Annotated in this window: 13 protein-coding genes; 1 reads left to right on the forward strand and 12 read right to left on the reverse strand. The window is 62.2% G+C overall.

The features are described from left to right. Positions 1 to 17 precede the first annotated feature (17 nt). The 3 genes from JFC13_RS18195 to JFC13_RS18205 all read right to left on the reverse strand — a co-directional run bounded on the left by JFC13_RS18195 (position 18) and on the right by JFC13_RS18205 (position 8,693). Entirely contained in the window at positions 18 to 3,890 is a 3,873-nt protein-coding gene (locus JFC13_RS18195) for a DNA-directed RNA polymerase subunit beta' (RefSeq protein ID WP_198398443.1), read from the reverse strand. Positions 3,891 to 3,958: 68 nt separating this feature from the next. Beyond that, complete coding sequence (rpoB, locus tag JFC13_RS18200) at positions 3,959 to 7,438, reverse strand: DNA-directed RNA polymerase subunit beta (RefSeq protein WP_198398444.1); 3,480 nt, start codon at positions 7,436 to 7,438, stop codon at positions 3,959 to 3,961. 196 nt (positions 7,439 to 7,634) lie between these two features. After that, complete coding sequence (locus tag JFC13_RS18205; protein ID WP_198398445.1) at positions 7,635 to 8,693, reverse strand: GNAT family N-acetyltransferase; 1,059 nt, start codon at positions 8,691 to 8,693, stop codon at positions 7,635 to 7,637. A gap of 24 nt (positions 8,694 to 8,717) precedes the next feature. Between JFC13_RS18205 and JFC13_RS18210 the strand changes: the two genes are divergently transcribed. Next, the gene (locus tag JFC13_RS18210; RefSeq protein ID WP_198398446.1) at positions 8,718 to 9,530 is read left to right on the forward strand and encodes an MBL fold metallo-hydrolase; all 813 of its coding nucleotides are present in this window, start codon (positions 8,718 to 8,720) and stop codon (positions 9,528 to 9,530) included. Here the strand turns inward: JFC13_RS18210 and JFC13_RS18215 are convergent. The 9 genes from JFC13_RS18215 to rplA all read right to left on the reverse strand — a co-directional run bounded on the left by JFC13_RS18215 (position 9,502) and on the right by rplA (position 19,084). Then, positions 9,502 to 10,659 (reverse strand): hypothetical protein, encoded by a 1,158-nt coding sequence (locus JFC13_RS18215; RefSeq protein WP_198398447.1) that lies wholly within the window; start codon positions 10,657 to 10,659, stop codon positions 9,502 to 9,504. The genes JFC13_RS18210 and JFC13_RS18215 overlap by 29 nt on opposite strands. Beyond that, on the reverse strand, positions 10,656 to 11,444 hold the full coding sequence (locus JFC13_RS18220; protein WP_198398448.1) for a hypothetical protein: 789 nt from the start codon (positions 11,442 to 11,444) through the stop codon (positions 10,656 to 10,658). Before JFC13_RS18220 ends, JFC13_RS18215 begins: the two co-directional genes overlap by 4 nt. Then, complete coding sequence (locus JFC13_RS18225; protein ID WP_332839461.1) at positions 11,441 to 12,676, reverse strand: hypothetical protein; 1,236 nt, start codon at positions 12,674 to 12,676, stop codon at positions 11,441 to 11,443. Before JFC13_RS18225 ends, JFC13_RS18220 begins: the two co-directional genes overlap by 4 nt. Positions 12,677 to 12,828: 152 nt before the next feature. Continuing rightward, a complete protein-coding gene (gene rplL / locus JFC13_RS18230) occupies positions 12,829 to 13,209 on the reverse strand; it encodes a 50S ribosomal protein L7/L12 (RefSeq protein WP_198398449.1) in 381 nt (126 codons plus the stop codon). 57 nt (positions 13,210 to 13,266) lie between these two features. Continuing rightward, positions 13,267 to 13,800, reverse strand: a complete 534-nt coding sequence (gene rplJ / locus JFC13_RS18235; RefSeq protein WP_143921969.1) for a 50S ribosomal protein L10 — start codon at positions 13,798 to 13,800, stop codon at positions 13,267 to 13,269. A gap of 353 nt (positions 13,801 to 14,153) precedes the next feature. After that, positions 14,154 to 15,173, reverse strand: a complete 1,020-nt coding sequence (adhP, locus tag JFC13_RS18240; protein ID WP_198398450.1) for an alcohol dehydrogenase AdhP — start codon at positions 15,171 to 15,173, stop codon at positions 14,154 to 14,156. 115 nt (positions 15,174 to 15,288) lie between these two features. Further along, a complete protein-coding gene (exaC, locus tag JFC13_RS18245; RefSeq protein ID WP_198398451.1) occupies positions 15,289 to 16,812 on the reverse strand; it encodes an acetaldehyde dehydrogenase ExaC in 1,524 nt (507 codons plus the stop codon). Between the two features lie 126 nt (positions 16,813 to 16,938). After that, complete coding sequence (locus JFC13_RS18250) at positions 16,939 to 18,207, reverse strand: helix-turn-helix domain-containing protein (protein WP_232488780.1); 1,269 nt, start codon at positions 18,205 to 18,207, stop codon at positions 16,939 to 16,941. 178 nt (positions 18,208 to 18,385) lie between these two features. Beyond that, positions 18,386 to 19,084: a 50S ribosomal protein L1 gene (rplA, locus tag JFC13_RS18255; RefSeq protein WP_143921973.1), complete on the reverse strand. Its 699-nt coding sequence runs from the start codon at positions 19,082 to 19,084 to the stop codon at positions 18,386 to 18,388. Positions 19,085 to 19,131: the final 47 nt, after the last annotated feature.

Consider the following 19,131-nt stretch of genomic DNA (forward strand, 5'->3'; position numbering starts at 1 on the left):
GACTCAGACGATCAGCTTCAGCTGAAGGCGCCGTAGTCGTAGTCCTCCAGCGGGATGGCGGATCCGGAATCGGAACCGATGCCTGCATAGAAGTCACCGTAGCTGTTCGTGAACATCTCGGCCTTCGCCTCTTCGGTCGGCTCCACCACGATGTCGCGGTGAGTCTGCAGGCCGGTGCCCGCAGGGATGAGCTTACCGAGGATGACGTTCTCCTTGAGTCCGAGCAGGGTGTCCGACTTGCCTTCCATTGCGGCCTCGGTGAGGACACGTGTCGTCTCCTGGAAGGATGCGGCGGACAGCCACGAATCGGTGGCCAGAGAGGCCTTCGTGATACCCATGAGCTCGTCACGAGCCGATGCCGGCTGGCCGCCTTCGGCGACCACACGACGGTTCTCGCCCTGGTAGCGGCCGCGGTCGACCAGCTCGCCGGGCAGCAGGTTCGTGTCGCCCGACTCGATCACGGTCACGCGACGCAGCATCTGGCGCACGATGACCTCGATGTGCTTGTCGTGGATGCCCACGCCCTGCGAGCGGTACACCTTCTGCACCTGCTCGACGAGGAAGCGCTCGGCCTCACGACGACCGCGGATGCGCAGCACCTGCTTCGGATCGACAGCGCCGATGACCAGCTGCTCGCCGGCCTTGACGTTCTGTCCGTCCTCGACGAGGAGGCGGGCACGCTTGGAGACTGCGTGCTCGATCTCTTCGCCACCGTCATCGGGTGTGACGACGACGAAGCGGGTCTTGCGGCTGTCGTCGACCTTGGCACGTCCGGTCGCCTCGGCGATGGGAGCGAAGCCCTTCGGTGTGCGAGCTTCGAAGAGCTCGGTCACACGTGGCAGACCCTGAGTGATGTCACCCGTGGACGCCGCCGCACCACCCGTGTGGAAGGTACGCATGGTGAGCTGGGTTCCCGGCTCACCGATCGACTGGGCAGCGACGGTGCCGATTGCTTCGCCGATGTCGACGAGCTTTCCGGTCGCCATCGAACGACCGTAGTGCATGGCCGAGATCTGCGTATCGGAATCAGCAGTGAGCACGGAGTGAACCTTGAGCTCTTCGATCCCGGCGGCGACCAGCGTATCGATCGTCTCGGCGGTCACGTCGGTCTTCGCCGGCACGATGACATTGCCATCGGCGTCGGAGATGTCTGAGACCGTGAGACGGCCGTAGAGGCTCGTCTCTGCATACTCGTGCGGAACGAGTTTGCCCTCGTGGTCGCGCTCGGCTGCAGGCAGGGTGATGCCCTTGTTCGTATCGGCTTCAGCGGTGCGGATGATGACGTCCTGCGAAACGTCGACGAGGCGACGAGTCAGGTAACCGGAGTCAGCCGTACGCAGAGCCGTATCGGCCAGCCCCTTACGCGCACCGTGCGAGGCGATGAAGTACTCGAGCACCGAGAGTCCCTCACGGTAGTTCGAGACGATCGGGCGAGGAATGATCTCACCCTTCGGGTTCGTCACCAGTCCACGCATACCCGCCAGCTGGCGGACCTGCATCCAGTTACCTGATGCACCGGACTCCACCAGACGCAGAACCGAGTTCTCCTCCGGGAAGTTCGTCCGCATGACGTTGTCGACCTTCTCTGTCGTCTCGGTCCACAGCTTGACCAGTTCGTTGCGGCGTTCGTCGTCGGTGAGCGCACCGAGTTCGTACTGCTGCTGAACCTTCGTGTCGAGGGCTTCCGCGTCGTCGATGATCTCGGTCTTGGCCTCGGGTGAGACAACGTCGGACATCGAGATGGTGATTCCCGAACGAGTTGCCCAGTAGAAGCCGCCGGCCTTGAAGTTGTCCAAGGTGTGTGCGACCTCGACCTTGGGGTATTCCTCGGCCAGGTAGTTCACGATGCGGCTGAGTGCCTTCTTGTCGATCGTGGAGTTCACGTACGTGTAATCGGCAGGCAGGTAGTCGTTGAACTGTGCGCGACCCAGAGTGGTCTGCACGTCCAGCGGATCGCCGGCCTCCCAACCTTCGGGAACCTCAAGATCGTCGCCGGGGACGACGTTCTCAAGACGGATCGTGATGACCGAACCGAGGTCCAGCTCGCCACGATCGAAGGCCATGATGGCTTCGCCGAGACCGGTGAAGGAGCGTCCTTCGCCGGCCAGACCCTTGCGCTCGGAGGTCAGGTGGTACAGACCGATGATCATGTCCTGCGAGGGCATGGTCACGGGCTTGCCGTCCGAAGGCTTGAGGATGTTGTTGGCCGAGAGCATGAGCACGCGTGCCTCTGCCTGAGCCTCAGGGCTCAGCGGCAGGTGGACTGCCATCTGGTCACCGTCGAAGTCAGCGTTGAACGCCGAGCAGACGAGGGGGTGCAGCTGGATGGCCTTACCCTCGATGAGCTGGGGTTCGAACGCCTGGATGCCCAGACGGTGCAGAGTAGGTGCACGGTTGAGCAGCACCGGATGTTCGGTGATGACCTCTTCGAGGACGTCCCACACCTGAGGGTGCTGACGCTCGACCATCCGCTTTGCCGACTTGATGTTCTGCGCATGGTTGAGATCGACCAGACGCTTCATCACGAAGGGCTTGAACAGTTCCAGAGCCATGGTCTTCGGCAGACCGCACTGGTGCAGGTGCAGCTGCGGACCGACCACGATGACCGAACGGCCCGAGTAGTCCACACGCTTACCCAGAAGGTTCTGACGGAAACGTCCCTGCTTGCCCTTGAGCATGTCCGACAGTGACTTCAGCGGACGGTTGCCCGGTCCGGTCACCGGACGACCGCGACGGCCGTTGTCGAACAGCGAGTCGACTGCTTCCTGCAGCATCCGCTTCTCGTTGTTGACGATGATCTCGGGGGCACCGAGGTCCAACAGTCGCTTGAGGCGGTTGTTGCGGTTGATCACACGACGGTAGAGGTCGTTGAGGTCAGACGTGGCGAAACGTCCACCGTCGAGCTGCACCATCGGGCGCAGTTCCGGCGGCACCACGGGAACAACGTCGAGGACCATGCCCTCAGGGTTGTTGTCAGTGGTCAGGAACGCGTTGACGACCTTGAGACGCTTCAGGGCGCGGGTCTTGCGCTGACCCTTACCCGTGGCGATGAGTTCGCGCAGCTTCTCGGACTCGGCCTCGAGGTCGAAGTCGAGCAGACGCTTCTGGATCGCCTCGGCGCCCATGGCACCGGTGAAGTACAGACCGAAACGGTGGAACATCTCGCGGTACAGGCTCTCATCGCCTTCGAGGTCATTGACCTTGAGGCTCTTGAACCGGTCCCACACCTGCTCAAGACGGTCGACCTCACGGTCGGCGTTCTTACGCAGCTTCTCCATTTCCTTCTCGGCGACATCGCGCAGCTTCTTCTTGGCCGGAGCGGAGCCGCCGTCGGCCTCGAGAGCTGCCAGGTCCTCTTCGAGCTTCTTGGCACGACGATCGATGTCGGCGTCACGGCGAGTGCCGATCTGCTGCTTCTCGATGTCGATCTTGTTCTGCAGGCTGGGCAGATCACGGTGGCGAGAGTCCTCGTCCACCGAGGTGATCATGTAGGCAGCGAAGTAGATGACCTTCTCCAGGTCCTTCGGTGCCAGGTCCAGCAGGTAGCCCAAGCGCGAAGGAACGCCCTTGAAGTACCAGATGTGAGTGACCGGTGCGGCCAGCTCGATGTGTCCCATGCGCTCACGGCGAACCTTGGCGCGGGTCACCTCGACGCCGCAGCGCTCACAGATGATGCCCTTGAAGCGGACACGCTTGTATTTGCCGCAGGCGCACTCCCAGTCGCGGGTCGGACCGAAGATCTTCTCGCAGAAGAGTCCGTCCTTCTCGGGCTTGAGTGTGCGGTAGTTGATGGTCTCAGGCTTTTTCACCTCACCGTGTGACCAGCCGCGGATGGATTCCGCAGTGGCAAGACCGATACGTAGCTCATCAAAGAAATTGACGTCAGGCACGTAAATCCTCTTTCCTGGCGATGAACATCCCGTTCATCGCGAAGTTGTGTCGGTTGAAGTGGAAGTCCTCAGACTTCTTCTACGGTCTGGGCTTCACGGCGTGACAGGTCGATCCCGAGCTCTTCAGCTGCCCGGTAGACCTCGTCCTCGCCGTCACGCATCTCAACCTCGGCTCCGTCCGAGGACAGAACTTCGACGTTGAGGCACAGGGACTGCATCTCCTTGATGAGGACCTTGAACGACTCCGGGATTCCCGGATCGGGCAGGTTCTCGCCCTTGACGATGGCCTCGTAGACCTTCACACGGCCTGGGATGTCATCGGACTTGATCGTCAGCAGTTCCTGCAGCGTGTACGCCGCACCGTAGGCCTCGAGGGCCCACACTTCCATCTCACCGAAGCGCTGACCACCGAACTGTGCCTTACCACCGAGCGGCTGCTGGGTGATCATCGAGTACGGACCGGTCGAACGCGCGTGGATCTTGTCGTCGACGAGGTGGTGGAGCTTGAGCATGTACATGTAGCCGACAGCGATCGGGTACGGGAACGGCTCTCCGGAGCGACCGTCGAACAGCTGGGCCTTGCCCGAGGAATCGATGAGTCGATCCCCATCGCGGTTCGGAGTCGTCGAGTCCAGCAGTCCACGCAGCTCCTGCTCGTGTGCACCGTCGAAGACCGGAGTCGCCAGGTTCGTGCCGGCCTCGGCTTCGCGAGCGGCTTCCGGCAGTTCGGCAGCCCACTCGGGGTTGCCCTCGATCTTCCAACCCTGCTTCGAGATCCATCCGAGGTGGACTTCGAAGACCTGGCCGATGTTCATACGACGCGGAACACCGTGCGGGTTGAGGATGATGTCGACGGGGGTACCGTCTGCCAGGAACGGCATGTCCTCAACAGGCAGGATGGTCGAGATGACACCCTTGTTGCCGTGACGACCGGCCATCTTGTCACCGATGGTGATCTTACGGCGCTGAGCGACGTAGACGCGGACCATCTGGTTGACGCCCGGCGAGAGCTCGTCGTCTTCCTCGCGGTCGAAGACGCGGACACCGATGACGGTGCCGATCTCGCCGTGAGGCACACGCAGCGAGGTGTCGCGGACTTCGCGGGACTTCTCACCGAAGATCGCGCGCAGCAGGCGCTCTTCCGGCGTCAGCTCGGTCTCACCCTTCGGGGTGACCTTGCCGACGAGGATGTCGCCGTCGGTGACCTCGGCGCCGATGCGGATGATTCCGCGATCGTCGAGGTCTGCCAGGGCGTCAGGCGAGATGTTCGGAATGTCGCGAGTGATCTCCTCGGCACCGAGCTTGGTGTCGCGAGCATCGACCTCGTGCTCCTCGATGTGGATCGAGGACAGAACGTCGTCCTGGACGAGACGCTGGGAGAGGATGATCGCATCCTCGAAGTTGTAGCCTTCCCATGACATGAATGCCACGAGGAGGTTCTTGCCCAGCGCCATCTCACCGTTCTGAGTCGACGGCCCGTCTGCCAGAACAGTGCCCGGCTCGACGCGATCGCCCTCGTCGACGATGATGCGCTGGTTGTACGAGGTTCCGTGGTTGGAACGCTTGAACTTCGAAGCGCGGTAGGTCTGCATCGTGCCATCGTCAGCCAGAACGGTGACGAAGTCAGCGGATACCTCTGTGACGACGCCTGGGCGATCGGCAGTGATGACATCGCCGGCGTCGACAGCGGCACGGTATTCCATGCCGGTGCCCACAACTGGGGACTCCGACATCACCAGCGGCACAGCCTGACGCTGCATGTTCGCGCCCATGAGGGCACGGTTGGCGTCATCGTGCTCGAGGAACGGAATCAGTGCGGACGCAACAGACACCATCTGACGCGCGGAGACGTCCATGAAGTCAATCGTGTCGTACTGGACCAGCTCGGCTTCGCCGCCGCCGCCCTTAGGACGTGCGAGAACTTCGACTTCGGCGAAGCGCTGCTCTTCGGTCAGCGGCGCATTTGCCTGCGCGATGTTGAACTCGAGCTCATCGTCGGCAGTCAGGTACTCGGTGTCATCGGTGACGACACCATCGACGACCTTGCGGTAAGGCGTCTCGATGAAACCGAACGGGTTGATGCGGGCGTAGGAGGCCAGCGAGCCGATCAGACCGATGTTCGGGCCTTCGGGAGTCTCGATCGGGCACATACGTCCGTAGTGCGATGGGTGAACGTCACGGACTTCCATGGCGGCACGGTCACGCGAAAGACCACCAGGCCCCAGAGCGGAGAGGCGGCGCTTGTGAGTCAGACCCGCGAGCGGGTTGTTCTGATCCATGAACTGTGAGAGCTGCGAGGTGCCGAAGAACTCCTTGATCGCAGCCACCACGGGGCGGATGTTGATCAGGGTCTGAGGCGTGATCGCTTCGACGTCCTGGGTCGTCATGCGCTCACGGACGACGCGCTCCATGCGAGAGAGTCCGGTGCGGACCTGGTTCTCGATGAGCTCGCCGACTGCACGGATGCGACGGTTGCCGAAGTGGTCGATGTCGTCGAGTTTGACGTTGAGCTCGATGTTCTCGCCGTCACGGACACCCTTGGAGGTGTCAACGCCTGCGTGCAGGGACACGAGGTAGCGGATGGTCGCAACCACGTCGTCGGTCGACAGGACCGAGTCGCTCAGCGGTGCATCGACGCCCAGCTTGCGGTTGACCTTGTAGCGGCCGACCTTGGCCAGGTCGTAGCGCTTGGGGTTGAAGTACAGGTTGTTGAGCAGGTTGCGTGCCGCTTCAGCGGTCGCAGGCTCTGCCGGGCGCAGCTTCTTGTAGATGTCGAGCAGCGCTTCGTCCTGCGTGTTGACCGTGTCCTTGGCCATGGTCTCGCGGATGGACTCGAACTCGCCGAACTCCTCGAGGATCTTCGCTTCGGACCAGCCGAGGGCCTTGAGCAGAACGGTGACCGACTGCTTGCGCTTGCGGTCAAGGCGAACGCCGACCTGGTCGCGCTTGTCGACCTCGAACTCCAGCCATGCACCACGGGAAGGGATGATCTTCGCGGTGAAGATGTCCTTGTCAGTGGTCTTGTCGACGCTGGACTCGAAGTAGGCACCGGGCGAACGCACGAGCTGCGAGACGACGACACGCTCGGTGCCGTTGACGATGAACGTGCCCTTGTCGGTCATGAGGGGGAAGTCGCCCATGAAGACGGTCTGGCTCTTGATCTCGCCGGTGTTGTTGTTCATGAATTCGGCGGTCACATACAGTGGCGCCGAATAGGTCATGTCGCGTTCCTTGCACTCATCGATGGAGTACTTGGCGGCTTCGAACCGGTGCTCCCGGAACGACAGCGACATCGATCCACCGAAGTCCTCGATCGGTGAGATCTCCTCGAAGATATCTTCGAGCCCCGAGGTGGTTGCTACGGAATCGTCTCCGATTTCGATGGCCTCGGCGACGCGGTCCTGCCACGCTTCCGAGCCGATGAGCCAATCGAAGCTGTCTGTCTGCAGACCGAGCAGATCGGGAACCTCGAGCGGTTCGCGAATCTTCGCGAAGGAGATTCTCTTGGGGGCGTTAGCGGTCCTGGTGTTATCGTTGGCGGCGGCCAATGGGATCCTTCCGAGTGCTTCACCAATTGATAGGTTGACCCTCCACCCGAAGTCACGTCGACGACCCCAGGTGTGTCAGATTTCGACACCGGGCGACAACGTGGTTCACTTGAGTGGAAATGAGGTGCCCCCCGCTATATGAAGGCACGCCACAGGCAGATCAACGCAAATATCAAGCTTATAGCAATCGGTCAAGTCATGCAAGACGCTTCTTCCACAGACCGACCCAGGCCCAGGTTGCGAATCCCGCCCTGTCATTGATGAGAAGCATCCACGAGTTCTCCACCGCATTCCACGTGTAGATTCGCTCCACGCCGGTACGCTCCCCCAGCGCAACGTGATTGGCGATCTTCAGTGCCGCCCCGAGTCCGTGTCCGCGGTGTTCTCGCGTCACCAGGGTCGATCCCTGCCACCCGACCTCAGGGCGTTCGTCGAAGTGCGCGACCTCGGTGAAGCCGGCGGCCGCCTCCCCTTTGAGCGCCAGTGCCGTGCTCACCAGCTCCCGGCCTGTAGTCCGCTTCGCGTCGAGGGCACGGACCCGGGCGGCGTCCCACTCCTCCTCCTCACCGAATTCCTCGGCGCCTGGGGTGTCCGTCGACATCCTCTGATGCAGAAGTGCGACAGCGTCGAGCCGGTGTTCAGGCGTCGGCCCAGTCCACGTCTCGATCGTATAGCCGGCATCGAGTTCAGCGTCGGGCAGCCGTGCCGCCGTGGCGGAATTCGCCACGGAGCACCGCTCAAGCTGCTTGAAGGCGAAGCCGTGTCGGATGAGGAAGGCGACGTCCGGCTGGTTCACTGGCAGGCTTCCCAAGCCGGATTCGGCCGCGAGATGCGCACCCCGCAGATCGGCGTCACGAGCCGATGGTGGGATCTCGCAGAAGCTGGTCAGCTGTGTTCGTCCCTGAGCTGTCAGCTTCGCCTCCATCTCAGCCAGCAGCTCGGAGCCCAGTCCCTGTCGGCGCAGCTCAGGGTGGACCGAGCACCACACCTCGGCGATATCGAGGTTGTCATGCAATGTCAGGTAGGCGATTCCCTTGGCCACGATGGACCCGCCGAGGCGGGCGATCCACGTCTGATGGGTCACGTATTCAGTGGGTGAGAGCAACTCCCGCCGCACCTCGTCTGCGCGGGGGTCGAAATCGGTGCCGAGCCCCGATGCTCGGTTGATGAGCGTATCGAAGTCGAGCACCTCGGCGAGGATGCCCTCGATCTCTTCGCCGCTGCGAGATCCGGCTGGGATGTGAGTGATCTCCATGGGCTGACATTCTAGACTGCACCCATGGTCAACGTCAGTGTTCTCTCTCAGAATCCCGCCGCGGTCAACTGCGCAATCATCACCGGCTCCCGCGCCAGCCTCATCGTCGACTCGGGCCCGGGGCCCAGCACGGCGAAGCATCTGGCCGACACGGCACAGCATCTCAGCCTCAAGGTCACTGGCCGCGTCAATCCCATCGCTGCCGTCATCACTCATGACCATTGGGATCATTTCTTCGGCAATGCCACCCTGGCCGCAGCGGGAATCGAGACCTTCCACGTCTCCGAGTCCTTCGCCGGAGACCAGGAGGCGACCGCATGGATCGCCCTCGACGCCGTCCGCAACGCCCCGGAGACCGCCGAGTTCGCATCCGAGCTGCCCGAGGACCCGAGCAGCCTCATCGTCGACGTCTCCCCCGTCGATGCTGCTGAGTCGGGGGTTGCGCTCGACCTCGGGGACTGTCGGGTCGAATTCCACGTGCTGGGCGGGCATTCCACAGCGGATCTCGTCGTGCGCCTGCCCGATCAGGGCATCGTGTTCACCGGTGATCTGGTGGAGGAGGGAGCTCCCCCGCAGGCAGGCAACGATGCTTCACTGAGCGAGTGGGTGACCAGTCTGCACACACTGCTGTCGTTCCCCGAGACCACAGTGTTCGTGCCCGGGCATGGAGTCCCCGTTGATCGGGACTTCGTCGCACGTCAGCTTGAGGACATCGACGGTCTGAGATCGAATCAAGCCGATGCCGAGGTGGCTCTGCCCGCCCGTACGATGCCCGGTGACCATGACCGGAGCTTGCCCCGTGAGCAGGTCATCTGCCCTGCCGGTGCAGGGCAGTGACGAGGTCTGAGCCGATGGCGCCGAACAGCGTCTGCGCCCACACGCTGTCGCCTTCGACATAGGGCCGGTCACCGTCGAAGATCCACTGCAGCTGGTTGCCGCGCTGTCGGTCGTTCTGACAGCTTCCGCAGACGGGCACACGTACACCTGAGGCATCGGCCTCGAGGCGCGTCGTGGACTGCGCCTCTCCGTGCAGCGGATTGATGGTGCACAGACTCTGCGGCAGTCCGCTTCCTGCACCGGGACTGCGCCTCCTCTTCCTGCTGTCACCCACCTCGGCGATCTCGCGTCCCGCCTGCCGGAGGAGGACCATCGCTCCGGCCAGATCGATGCGTTCGGATGTTTCCTCATCAACGATCGTGCGCGCCATCTGATAGGCGTCGAGTCCGCGTTCGACTCTGGCGGCACTCGTGGCGTTCAGGTTCTGCGTCTGCAGCCGATCGATCTCCGCGGCCAGCTGAGTCGTGTCGGCATTGATGGTCTCGCGCAGTGATCGCCGCTGCAGGCTGTCGACGCGGTTGAGCAGCCGATCGGGCAGCTGGAATCGCTGCTGGGTCCGCGTCACCTCGCGACGCTGCCGTCGCGTGCGGGTGAACCAGATACCGGCGATGACGAGAGCGAGGATGAGTACCGCCCCGCCGAGGAACATCGGGGCAAAGGATCCCGAGCCGTCAACGGTCTGGACCTCGCTGCCGGGCGCTTCCTGCCCGGTCACGGCTTCTTCGTGCTTGTATTCCTGCGGTTGCGCATAGAGATCGAGGAGGATATTGAGCTTCGTCGTCGCCGGAGAGCTGTTGTTCCACTCGTCACGGGCGACCGACAGCTGGTCCATCACCTGCATATTGAGGTCATGGTCGTCCGCGAAGTTCACATCGACAGCGATCTCGGAGTCGCCGTTGATCATGATGAACGAACCTTCGCCTCCGTGGAACACCTTGACCTGCTCCAGCAGATCTCGGTTCAGGGAGTGTTCGTCGACAGCGATGACATAGACGTCATAGTCCAATCCCTTCGCCGTCTCCCGAGCCTGGTCGATGAGATCCGCGTTGAGAGACCCTTCGACCGCCCCGTCGATGTGGAACGGGTCATCTTTGAGTGCCTCGGCAATCTGCTGTGCATCAGTTGTCACGTGTTCTGCTTCCTCTTCTTGATCGCTCTCCACGCCAGGACTCCCCCGATGCCCAGACCACCGCCGACGATGAGGCCGAGCACCGCACCCCCGACGGCTGCTCCGCTCGAATAGGCCAGCGTGTTCGGGTCGGTGGAGGTGTCCTCATCAACGACGATCGGCTGCAGCTCATCATCGAGACTTCGCGAGCTGCTGGACTGCGAGTTCTCGATTTCGGCCGCTTTGAGCACTTCCACGTATTTGCGCGCCACGGCCGAATGATTGTCGTCGACATCTGTGGCGACATCGTAGGAAGCCACACGCCGGTCGGCTCCCTTGTCGGCGATACCTTCGGTCACTCCCCCGACCACGACTACTGTGGCGCGCTTGTCGGGCAGCTCCTCGGCGATCCTCCCAGCCAGCAGTTCAGTCTGTCCATCCGCATCATCGACCTGCGAGGCGGCCAGGAACGCGACGTAGATCGGCATGTCGAGCTCTTGGACTTCATCTCTGATCGTCGCCAGGTTCTCGTCATCGACTTCGAATGCCTGATAGGCGTCGATATAGACCGGGTCGGACTGCAGCGACTCTGCTATCTCCTGGTACCGGCTCCGATCGTAGTTCGGGTCGTATCGGCCCTCGATACGATCGAGATAGATCGAATCGACCGTGATCGTGTCGCCCTTTTCAGCGACGATGCGAGCGTCTCTGGCCTCGTCGAATTCGGAGTGGCTGTAGATCGATGAACCAGTTGCGACAGCACCGAAGATGATGATTGCCGCGCCTGATTTCGCTGCCGAGTTCATCCTCGTCCTCCTCTCGCGAACGTCGACGGTGTTCCCAGTGACTCCAGGACTGCGTCCTCGAGGGGCTGAAAGCTGCCGAAACCGGACAGGGCGTAGACATCGGAGCGCTGATAGTAGGGAACGGGCTTCTTCGATCCGGGCCGCTTGGGCACCATGAGGCACTCCGGTTCGTGCCCGTCGTTGATCTCGCGGCGACAGCGGCCGCACATGTCGACTGTCAGCGTGGTCCCGTCCTGTTTGAGCGCGAACGTCTCGATCGTGCTTCGGTGGTGAGGGAAGAGGAAGCAGAACCGAGGCGCTTCGGAGCTGACCTTGGTCGAACCGCGCAGCCGAGTACGTACCCATTTGTGCGTGCTCAGCAGGTTCTCAACACCGAAGCGGTGCGAGAAGTCGACGCTCTCAGCCCAATCGGGATGAGCCTCGATGAGCGACCTGATCGCCTGTTGCACTCGCCGACCGCGGTCATACAACGACCACATCTCTTCGGTGGAATCCTGCGGCTCGGGAAGCGGTTCGAGCGCACTTTCTACGCGCACGGGCAGCTGCTGCGTCCTGACGGGGTCCGGCTTCGTCGTCAGTGAGTTCCGCCAGGAGTACTTCTCCCGACGGCGCAGCACCCAGACGCTCAGCCCCAGGGCGGCGATAGCCGTCGCACCGAAGACGAGGGCGTCCGGGTTGCCGTTGTCCAGTCCGGTGGCTTCGATGTAGTCCTCATTGCGATCCCCCGCATTGCGAGTGTCGAAGTCCGGGGGCGCCGGAGGTTCGGTCCCCTTCGCAGCCGCGACGAGAATCTGCAGCTGATAGGGCACTGCCAACTCGACAGGCAGAAAGTCATCACTGGACGAACGTGCAAGAAAGTCCGAGCCCGGGGGTATCGCCGGCCCGTTCGCATCGACGAGATAGGCGTAGGATCGCGCGGCATCGTCTGCCTGGCTGAAGAGGACGATGGTCTGCTCTCCGCCGCTGTCTTTGTGCATCGCGTATGCCAGATCAGAGGTGAAGCGGGCCCATCTCGGCTCGTCTGATCTCGGCAGCACAGGTGTAATCGCGACGAAATGCGCAACGCCTGACTGCCCTGCCTGCTTCGATGCGTGCTCGACCGCCGCATTCTGACTGTCAGTGAGTCCCGGCGCAATAATCGGATCGATGTACAGAGGATCGCTCTGCCAGGCGTCACGGAGTGTGGAACTCAGCCTCTTCAGCAGTTTGGTGGCGGTGGCGCTGTCAGTCACCACTTAAGAATAGGTCAGGGCAGGCTGTCACCGAAGCCGCAACAGGTTGCGGTCCTGCAACATCGCCGGCTCCCACTGTGAATGCGAAGAACCCCACAGCATCGGCTGTGGGGTTCTTCGAAGCGGCAGCAGTCAGACTGCTGCCGGAGAAATCACTTGAGGGTGACGGTTGCGCCCGCGCCCTCGAGGGTTTCCTTGGCCTTCTCGGCTGCGTCCTTGGACACGCCTTCGAGGACAGCCTTAGGAGCGCCGTCGACGAGGTCCTTGGCTTCCTTCAGTCCGAGGGAGGTGAGCCCACGAACTTCCTTGATGACGGGAACCTTCTTCTCGCCGGCCGATTCGAGGATGACGTCGAATTCGGTCTGCTCTTCGGCAACCTCAGCAGCGGCAGCAGGTGCAGCGGCAACAGCAGCGGCAGGTGCAGCAGCTTCAACTTCGAAGACCTCTTCGAACTTCTTGACGAAGTCGGAGAGTTCGATCAGTGTGAGCTCTTTGAAGCCTTCGATGAGCTCTTCGGGGGTGAGCTTAGCCATGGTGGCCAGTCCTTCCTTTGGTGGTCACTGTGAGCGACCGGGTTTATGGGGTGTTGCTCAGGCGTCTGAAGCAGGAGCGTCGTCCTGCTTCTCGCGCAGAGCGTCGACAGTGCGCACGGCCTTGACCATCGGAGCGGTGAACAGGTAAGCCGCCTGGTGGAGGCTTGCCTTCATTGCACCAGCTGCCTTTGCAAGCAGCACTTCGCGTGGTTCGAGGTCGGCGAGTTTGTTGACATTCTCAGCACTGAGGACGGCACCATCCCAGTAGCCGCCCTTCAATACGAGCTGAGAATTCGCCTTGGCAAAGTTACGCAATGCCTTTGCAGCCTCTGGTGGTTCACCGTTGACGAATGCGATCGCGGTGGGTCCGTTGAGGAACTCATCGAGATCGTTGATTCCGGCTTCTTTGGCTGCAATAGCAGTGAGCGTATTCTTTACCACGGCGTAGCTGACGTTCTCACCGAGTGAAACGCGCAGATCTTTCATCTGCGCAACGGTGAGACCGCGGTACTCGGTCAGCAACACAGCGTCGGAGTTCTCAAACTGCTGTTTGAGCTCCTCTACTGCGGCTGCCTTGTCTGGCCTCGCCATGGTAGTTCCTTTCGTAAGTCGTGCGATCGTGTCCCGACACCAAAAAAGCGCTCCACGCAGGTATGCGTGAAACGCTTCGAATGATGAGATCATAGGAACTCATCGGAAGAATCTCGTGCTCACCTGCGCAGGTCACTCCATTGGAGTCTTCGTTTCCGGGCAACAGGATCCGATTGCGAATTCTGCTGGTCCCGAAAAGACCGACGGTCTTGGGTAGTTGAAGTCTATCGAAGGACTTCGCACCAAGTCCAATCGATGACAGAGATGCTGGCCACACTCCTCCCAAAACTACCTGACGGCGGCCCAGCAACCTCGCGCGAGGTTGCTGGGCCGCCGTCAGGTAGCAGTTGGGGTCAGTATTCGATGACGACGCGGCCGTCGATCTTGCCGTGGATCATCTCGTCGAAGATGGCATTGATGTCCTCGAGCGGCCGCTTGCTGAACGTGGGATGGATCTTACCCGCTGCGTAGAACTCCAAGGCTTCCACCATGTCCTGGCGGGTGCCGACGATCGATCCGCGGATCGTCAGCCCCTTGAGCACGATGTCGAAGATCGGGGCCGGGAAGTCACCCGGGGGCAGGCCGTTGAAGACGATGGTTCCGCCTCGGCGAGTCATTGAGATCGCCTGCCCGAATGCCTTCGGATGCACCGCCGTGACAAGCACACCGTGTGAGCCTCCGACCTTCTCCTGGATGATGTCAGCCGGCTCCTCAGCAAAGGCGTTGACCGTGATCTCCGCTCCGTGCTTCTTCGCCAAGGCCAGCTTGTCATCGGCCACGTCGACGGCGATGACGCGCATCCCCATCGCCACCGCGTACTGCACGGCGATGTGGCCGAGCCCGCCGATGCCCGAGATGACGACCCATTGCCCGGGCTTCACCTCGGTGCGCTTGAGACCCTTGTAGACGGTGACTCCGGCACACAGGACGGGCGCAATCTCATAGGGGTCAGATCCTTCGGGGATGATCGCGGCGAACTTCGTGTCGACGAGCATGTACTCACCGAAGGATCCGTCGATGCCGTAGCCGCCGTTGACCTGCTGCTCGCACAGGGTCTCCCACCCCTGGCGGCAGTGCTCGCAGGTTCCGCAGGCGCCCCACAGCCAGGCGTTGCCGATCATCTGGCCGACCTTGACATCGGTGACGCCGGGGCCGACCTTCTCGACGGTTCCGACACCCTCGTGTCCGGGGATGAGCGGAACCTTCGGCTTGACCGGCCAGTCTCCATGGGCCGCGTGCAGGTCCGTGTGGCAGACACCGGAGGCGATGAGCTTGACCAGTGCCTGCCCCGGTCCCGGTTCGGGGATCTCATTGTCCCCGACGGTCAGATCTTTGCCGAACTCTTCGACGACTGCTGCTTTCATTCCTGACATCATTGACTCCTTTGTGGTGATGTGGGCTGTGCTGTCTTGGCTGACTGTGCTGTCTTGGCTGTCTTGCGTCGCTGCCGCCGGGGCACCGTCGCGTGAACTCAGAGGAAGACTCGCCTCAGAAGAAGCCCTGGGCGTTCTCCGAGTAGCTGACCAGCAGGTTCTTCGTCTGCTGGTAGTGGTCGAGCATCATCAGGTGGTTCTCACGTCCGATGCCTGAGGCCTTGTACCCGCCGAAGGCCGCGTGTGCCGGGTAGGCGTGGTAGTTGTTGACCCACACACGACCAGCCTGGATGTCCCGGCCTGCGCGGTAGGCGGTGTTGCCGTTGCGCGACCAGACGCCGGCGCCCAGTCCGTAGAGAGTGTCGTTCGCCGTGGCGATGGCGTCGTCGTAGTCACTGAAGGTGGCCACCGAGACGACCGGGCCGAAGATCTCCTCCTGGAAGATCCGCATCTTGTTGTTGCCCCGGAAGATGGTCGGCTGCACGTAGTAGCCGCCGGACAGGTCCCCGCCGAGGTCGGCCCGGGCTCCGCCGGTGAGCACCTCGGCGCCCTCCTGCCTTCCGATGTCGAGATAGGACATGATCTTCTCGAACTGGTCGTTTGAGGCCTGCGCACCCATCATGGTGTCGGTGTCCAGCGGGTTGCCCTGCACGATCCTCTTCGTCCGTTCTGCAACCGCTTCGAGGAAGGGATCGGCGATCGATTCCTGGACCAGTGCGCGCGACGGGCAGGTGCAGACCTCGCCCTGGTTGAGGGCGAACATGGTGAAGCCCTCTTGGGCCTTGTCCCAGTAGGCGTCATCCGAGGCATTGACGTCGTCGAAGAAGATGTTCGGGGACTTGCCGCCGAGCTCGAGCGTGACCGGGATGATGTTCTGCGAGGCGTACTGCATGATCAGGCGGCCCGTCGTCGTCTCTCCGGTGAATGCGATCTTCGAGATCCGCTTGTTCGATGCCAGGGGCTTGCCTGCTTCGAGCCCGAAGCCGTTGACGATGTTGAGGACTCCCTCGGGAAGCAGGTCGGCAATGAGTTCCATCAGGACCAGGATCGAGGCCGGAGTCTGCTCGGCAGGCTTGAGGACGATGGCATTGCCTGCGGCCAGCGCCGGCGCGATCTTCCACACGCCCATGAGGATCGGGAAGTTCCAGGGAATGATCTGACCGACCACGCCGAGCGGCTCATGGAAATGATAGGCCACCGTATCGTCATCGATCTGTGAGAGTCCGCCTTCCTGAGCCCGGATTGCTCCGGCGAAGTAGCGGAAGTGATCGATGGCCAGGGGAATGTCGGCGTTGAGGCACTCACGGACGGCTTTTCCGTTGTCCCAGGTCTCGGCCACCGCGATCATCTCGAGGTTCTCCTCGATCCGGTCAGCGATCTTGTTCAAGATCACGGCGCGTTCCGCGGGTGAGGTCTTGCCCCAGGCCGGAGCCGCCTTGTGCGCGGCGTCGAGCGCGAGCTCGATGTCCTCCGAGGTGCTGGCGGGCACTTCGCAGAACGTCTTACCCGTGATGGGCGTCGGGTTCTCGAAATAGTTCCCGTTGACGGGAGCGACCCACTGTCCGCCGATGAAGTTCTCGTACCGTGACTTGTAGGTGACGAGCGATCCGTCTTGACCAGGCTGAGCGTAAACAGTCATTGCAACTCCTTTGATGCGTATGCGGCGATCGGATGTCTGTCTCCGATTGCTCCACACGCTACGCAGGGCAACGTTGCATGTGGGTTGCATCACACAGGAAGAGCTGCCAGTTCCAGCTCCTCGGACTCAGTATCCGAGGGCTTCGAGCCGCACGACGGCCGCGTTGCGTTCGGGTGCTTCGGGTGGGGCCAGGCGCAGCACCGACATCAGCACCTCCGAATCCTCGCAAGCTTCGGCCAATCCCGCATAGCGCCACAGCTGCTGCCAAGTTCCGTTCTGCAGCAGACTCTCCCGAATCAGCGCTTGCAGTTCAGCACCGATCTCCCGAACGCCGGGCGCATCGGATTCGGGCATCACCTGCCCCTGATAGAAGTTGAGCGCGGTCTCCACGTCCCCTTGGGCCAGGCCCCGGTGCGTGCGTTCGACGTCGCTGTCGATGTCTCCGCGCAGTCGGTAGGGGCGGGCATCAAGGCGCAGGTCGCCGAGGTGGTCAATCGTTCTGCGCAGACGCGCGATCTCCGCCCGGACAGTGACTTCACTTCCACCGAGCGCCCACAGCCGGTCGGCGAGCCCGGCGCTGCTGATGCCGCCGGGGTTGCGCGCCAGGAGCAGCAGGATCTCAGCATGTCGTCCCGACAGTGTGATTCGGGTGCCATCCGGGCCCGATAGCTGGGGACGAGCCCCGGTGACTTCGAGGTAGGCACCGTCACCGGTACCGACAGACAGCCCACCGGAGTCCGGGGTGTAGAGCTTCGACAATCCGACGCCGGCTGCCTGAGCCGTGGAGTTCAGCAACGGCAGAACGATGGACGATACCGCGTCGTCACCGCCGGTGACGTCGATGATGCCCAGGACCTGACCGGTCAGCGGATGGGTCACGGGCACTGCACTGCAGCTCCACGAGTGCACCTCTGCGGAGAAGTGCTCGGCCTGACTGATCTGCACGGCACTGCGCGAGCGCAGTGCGAGTCCGGGGGCGGAGGTTCCCATCACGTCCTCCGACCAGTCAGTACCCGGCAGGAAGCCCATGGATTCGGCACGGCTGCGGACGGCGCGCTCACCCTCGACCCACAGGAGACGCCCCTGCTCATCACCGAGCGCCACAAGCAGTCCTGCCTCCTTGGCGGGTTCGATCAGATGCGACTGCAGCAGGCCCATGATGGAGTGGAACGGATGACGGCGCCTCACCTCGGCGAGCTGATCGGCCTCATAGGCCATGCGCACACGTACTCCGCCCGGATCCCGAAGACGGCCAAGGGATCGGTTCCAGGACTCGAGGACGGCGGGGCGGACTCCCGGGCCCGAACTCTCCGGAGCGGTCAGTGATGCCAGATTGTCATGGGCACGACGGACGATGCGCTGATAGTCATCGCGAAGCAGCGGAGTCGAATGCATGGCGGAGCTGTCCACCCCCATCGGCGGTTGGCACACAGTGGTCTTCAGTGATCACAATCTATCCGCGATACCTCCTCCGGGCAACACCGAATGATGGTTGCCGGGGAACAGAAAGGGCGGGAAGTGATTATCTCACTTCCCGCCCAGAGCTGTGTCTGCGGTTCAATCCCTCAAGGGATCAGACCACGCGCATCGATGAACCGTCGATCGGAACGGCAGGACCGTTCGATGTCGTCACGGTTGCCTTCGAGATGTAGCGGCCCTTCGAGGAGCTCGGCTTCAGACGAAGGACCTCTTCGATCGCTGCATCGAAGTTCTGCTGCAGTGCTTCCTCGGAGAAGGAGACCTTTCCGATGATGAAGTGCAGGTTCGAGTGCTTGTCGACGCGGAATTCGATCTTTCCGCCCTTGATCTCGGTCACGGCCTTGGCGACATCCATGGTCACGGTGCCGGTCTTGGGGTTCGGCATCAGGCCACGTGGACCCAGAACCTTACCCAGACGTCCGACCTTGCCCATCATGTCAGGGGTGGCAACAGCCGAGTCGAAGTCGGTGAAGCCATTGGCCACCTTCTCCAGCAGGTCATCGGAGCCGACGAAGTCAGCACCTGCTTCACGGGCAGCTTCTGCACGGTCGCCGGCAGCGAACACCAGGACCCGAGCGGTCTTACCGGTACCATGCGGAAGGTTGACGGTGCCGCGCACCATCTGGTCCGCCTTACGTGGGTCAACACCCAGGCGGAGGGCGACCTCGACGGTGGCATCGTACTTCGCCACTGTGGTCTCTTTGGCCAGGGCGATTGCCTGAGCCGGTTCGTATGTCACATCTGCGGCGATCTTCTCTGCCGCGGCCTGATAGGCCTTTGAACGCTTTGCCATCTGCTTCTCTCCTTGCAGTCGTGGTGCGGGCTGCGCGAGCCCTACCA

The organism is Brevibacterium antiquum (genome assembly GCF_016107655.1).
Taxonomy (GTDB): Bacteria; Actinomycetota; Actinomycetes; order Actinomycetales; family Brevibacteriaceae; genus Brevibacterium; species Brevibacterium antiquum.

What these genes read in the sequence shown, in the direction of transcription:
- adhP (WP_198398450.1), bottom strand. Translation starts at nt 15,173, where the DNA reads ATGTCAGGAATGAAAGCAGCAGTCGTCGAAGAGTTCGGCAAAGATCTG.
- rplA (WP_143921973.1), bottom strand. Translation starts at nt 19,084, where the DNA reads ATGGCAAAGCGTTCAAAGGCCTATCAGGCCGCGGCAGAGAAGATCGCC.
- JFC13_RS18205 (WP_198398445.1), bottom strand. Translation starts at nt 8,693, where the DNA reads ATGGAGATCACTCACATCCCAGCCGGATCTCGCAGCGGCGAAGAGATC.
- rplL (WP_198398449.1), bottom strand. Translation starts at nt 13,209, where the DNA reads ATGGCTAAGCTCACCCCCGAAGAGCTCATCGAAGGCTTCAAAGAGCTC.
- JFC13_RS18210 (WP_198398446.1), top strand. Translation starts at nt 8,718, where the DNA reads ATGGTCAACGTCAGTGTTCTCTCTCAGAATCCCGCCGCGGTCAACTGC.
- exaC (WP_198398451.1), bottom strand. Translation starts at nt 16,812, where the DNA reads ATGACTGTTTACGCTCAGCCTGGTCAAGACGGATCGCTCGTCACCTAC.
- JFC13_RS18250 (WP_232488780.1), bottom strand. Translation starts at nt 18,207, where the DNA reads ATGCATTCGACTCCGCTGCTTCGCGATGACTATCAGCGCATCGTCCGT.
- JFC13_RS18220 (WP_198398448.1), bottom strand. Translation starts at nt 11,444, where the DNA reads ATGAACTCGGCAGCGAAATCAGGCGCGGCAATCATCATCTTCGGTGCT.
- rplJ (WP_143921969.1), bottom strand. Translation starts at nt 13,800, where the DNA reads ATGGCGAGGCCAGACAAGGCAGCCGCAGTAGAGGAGCTCAAACAGCAG.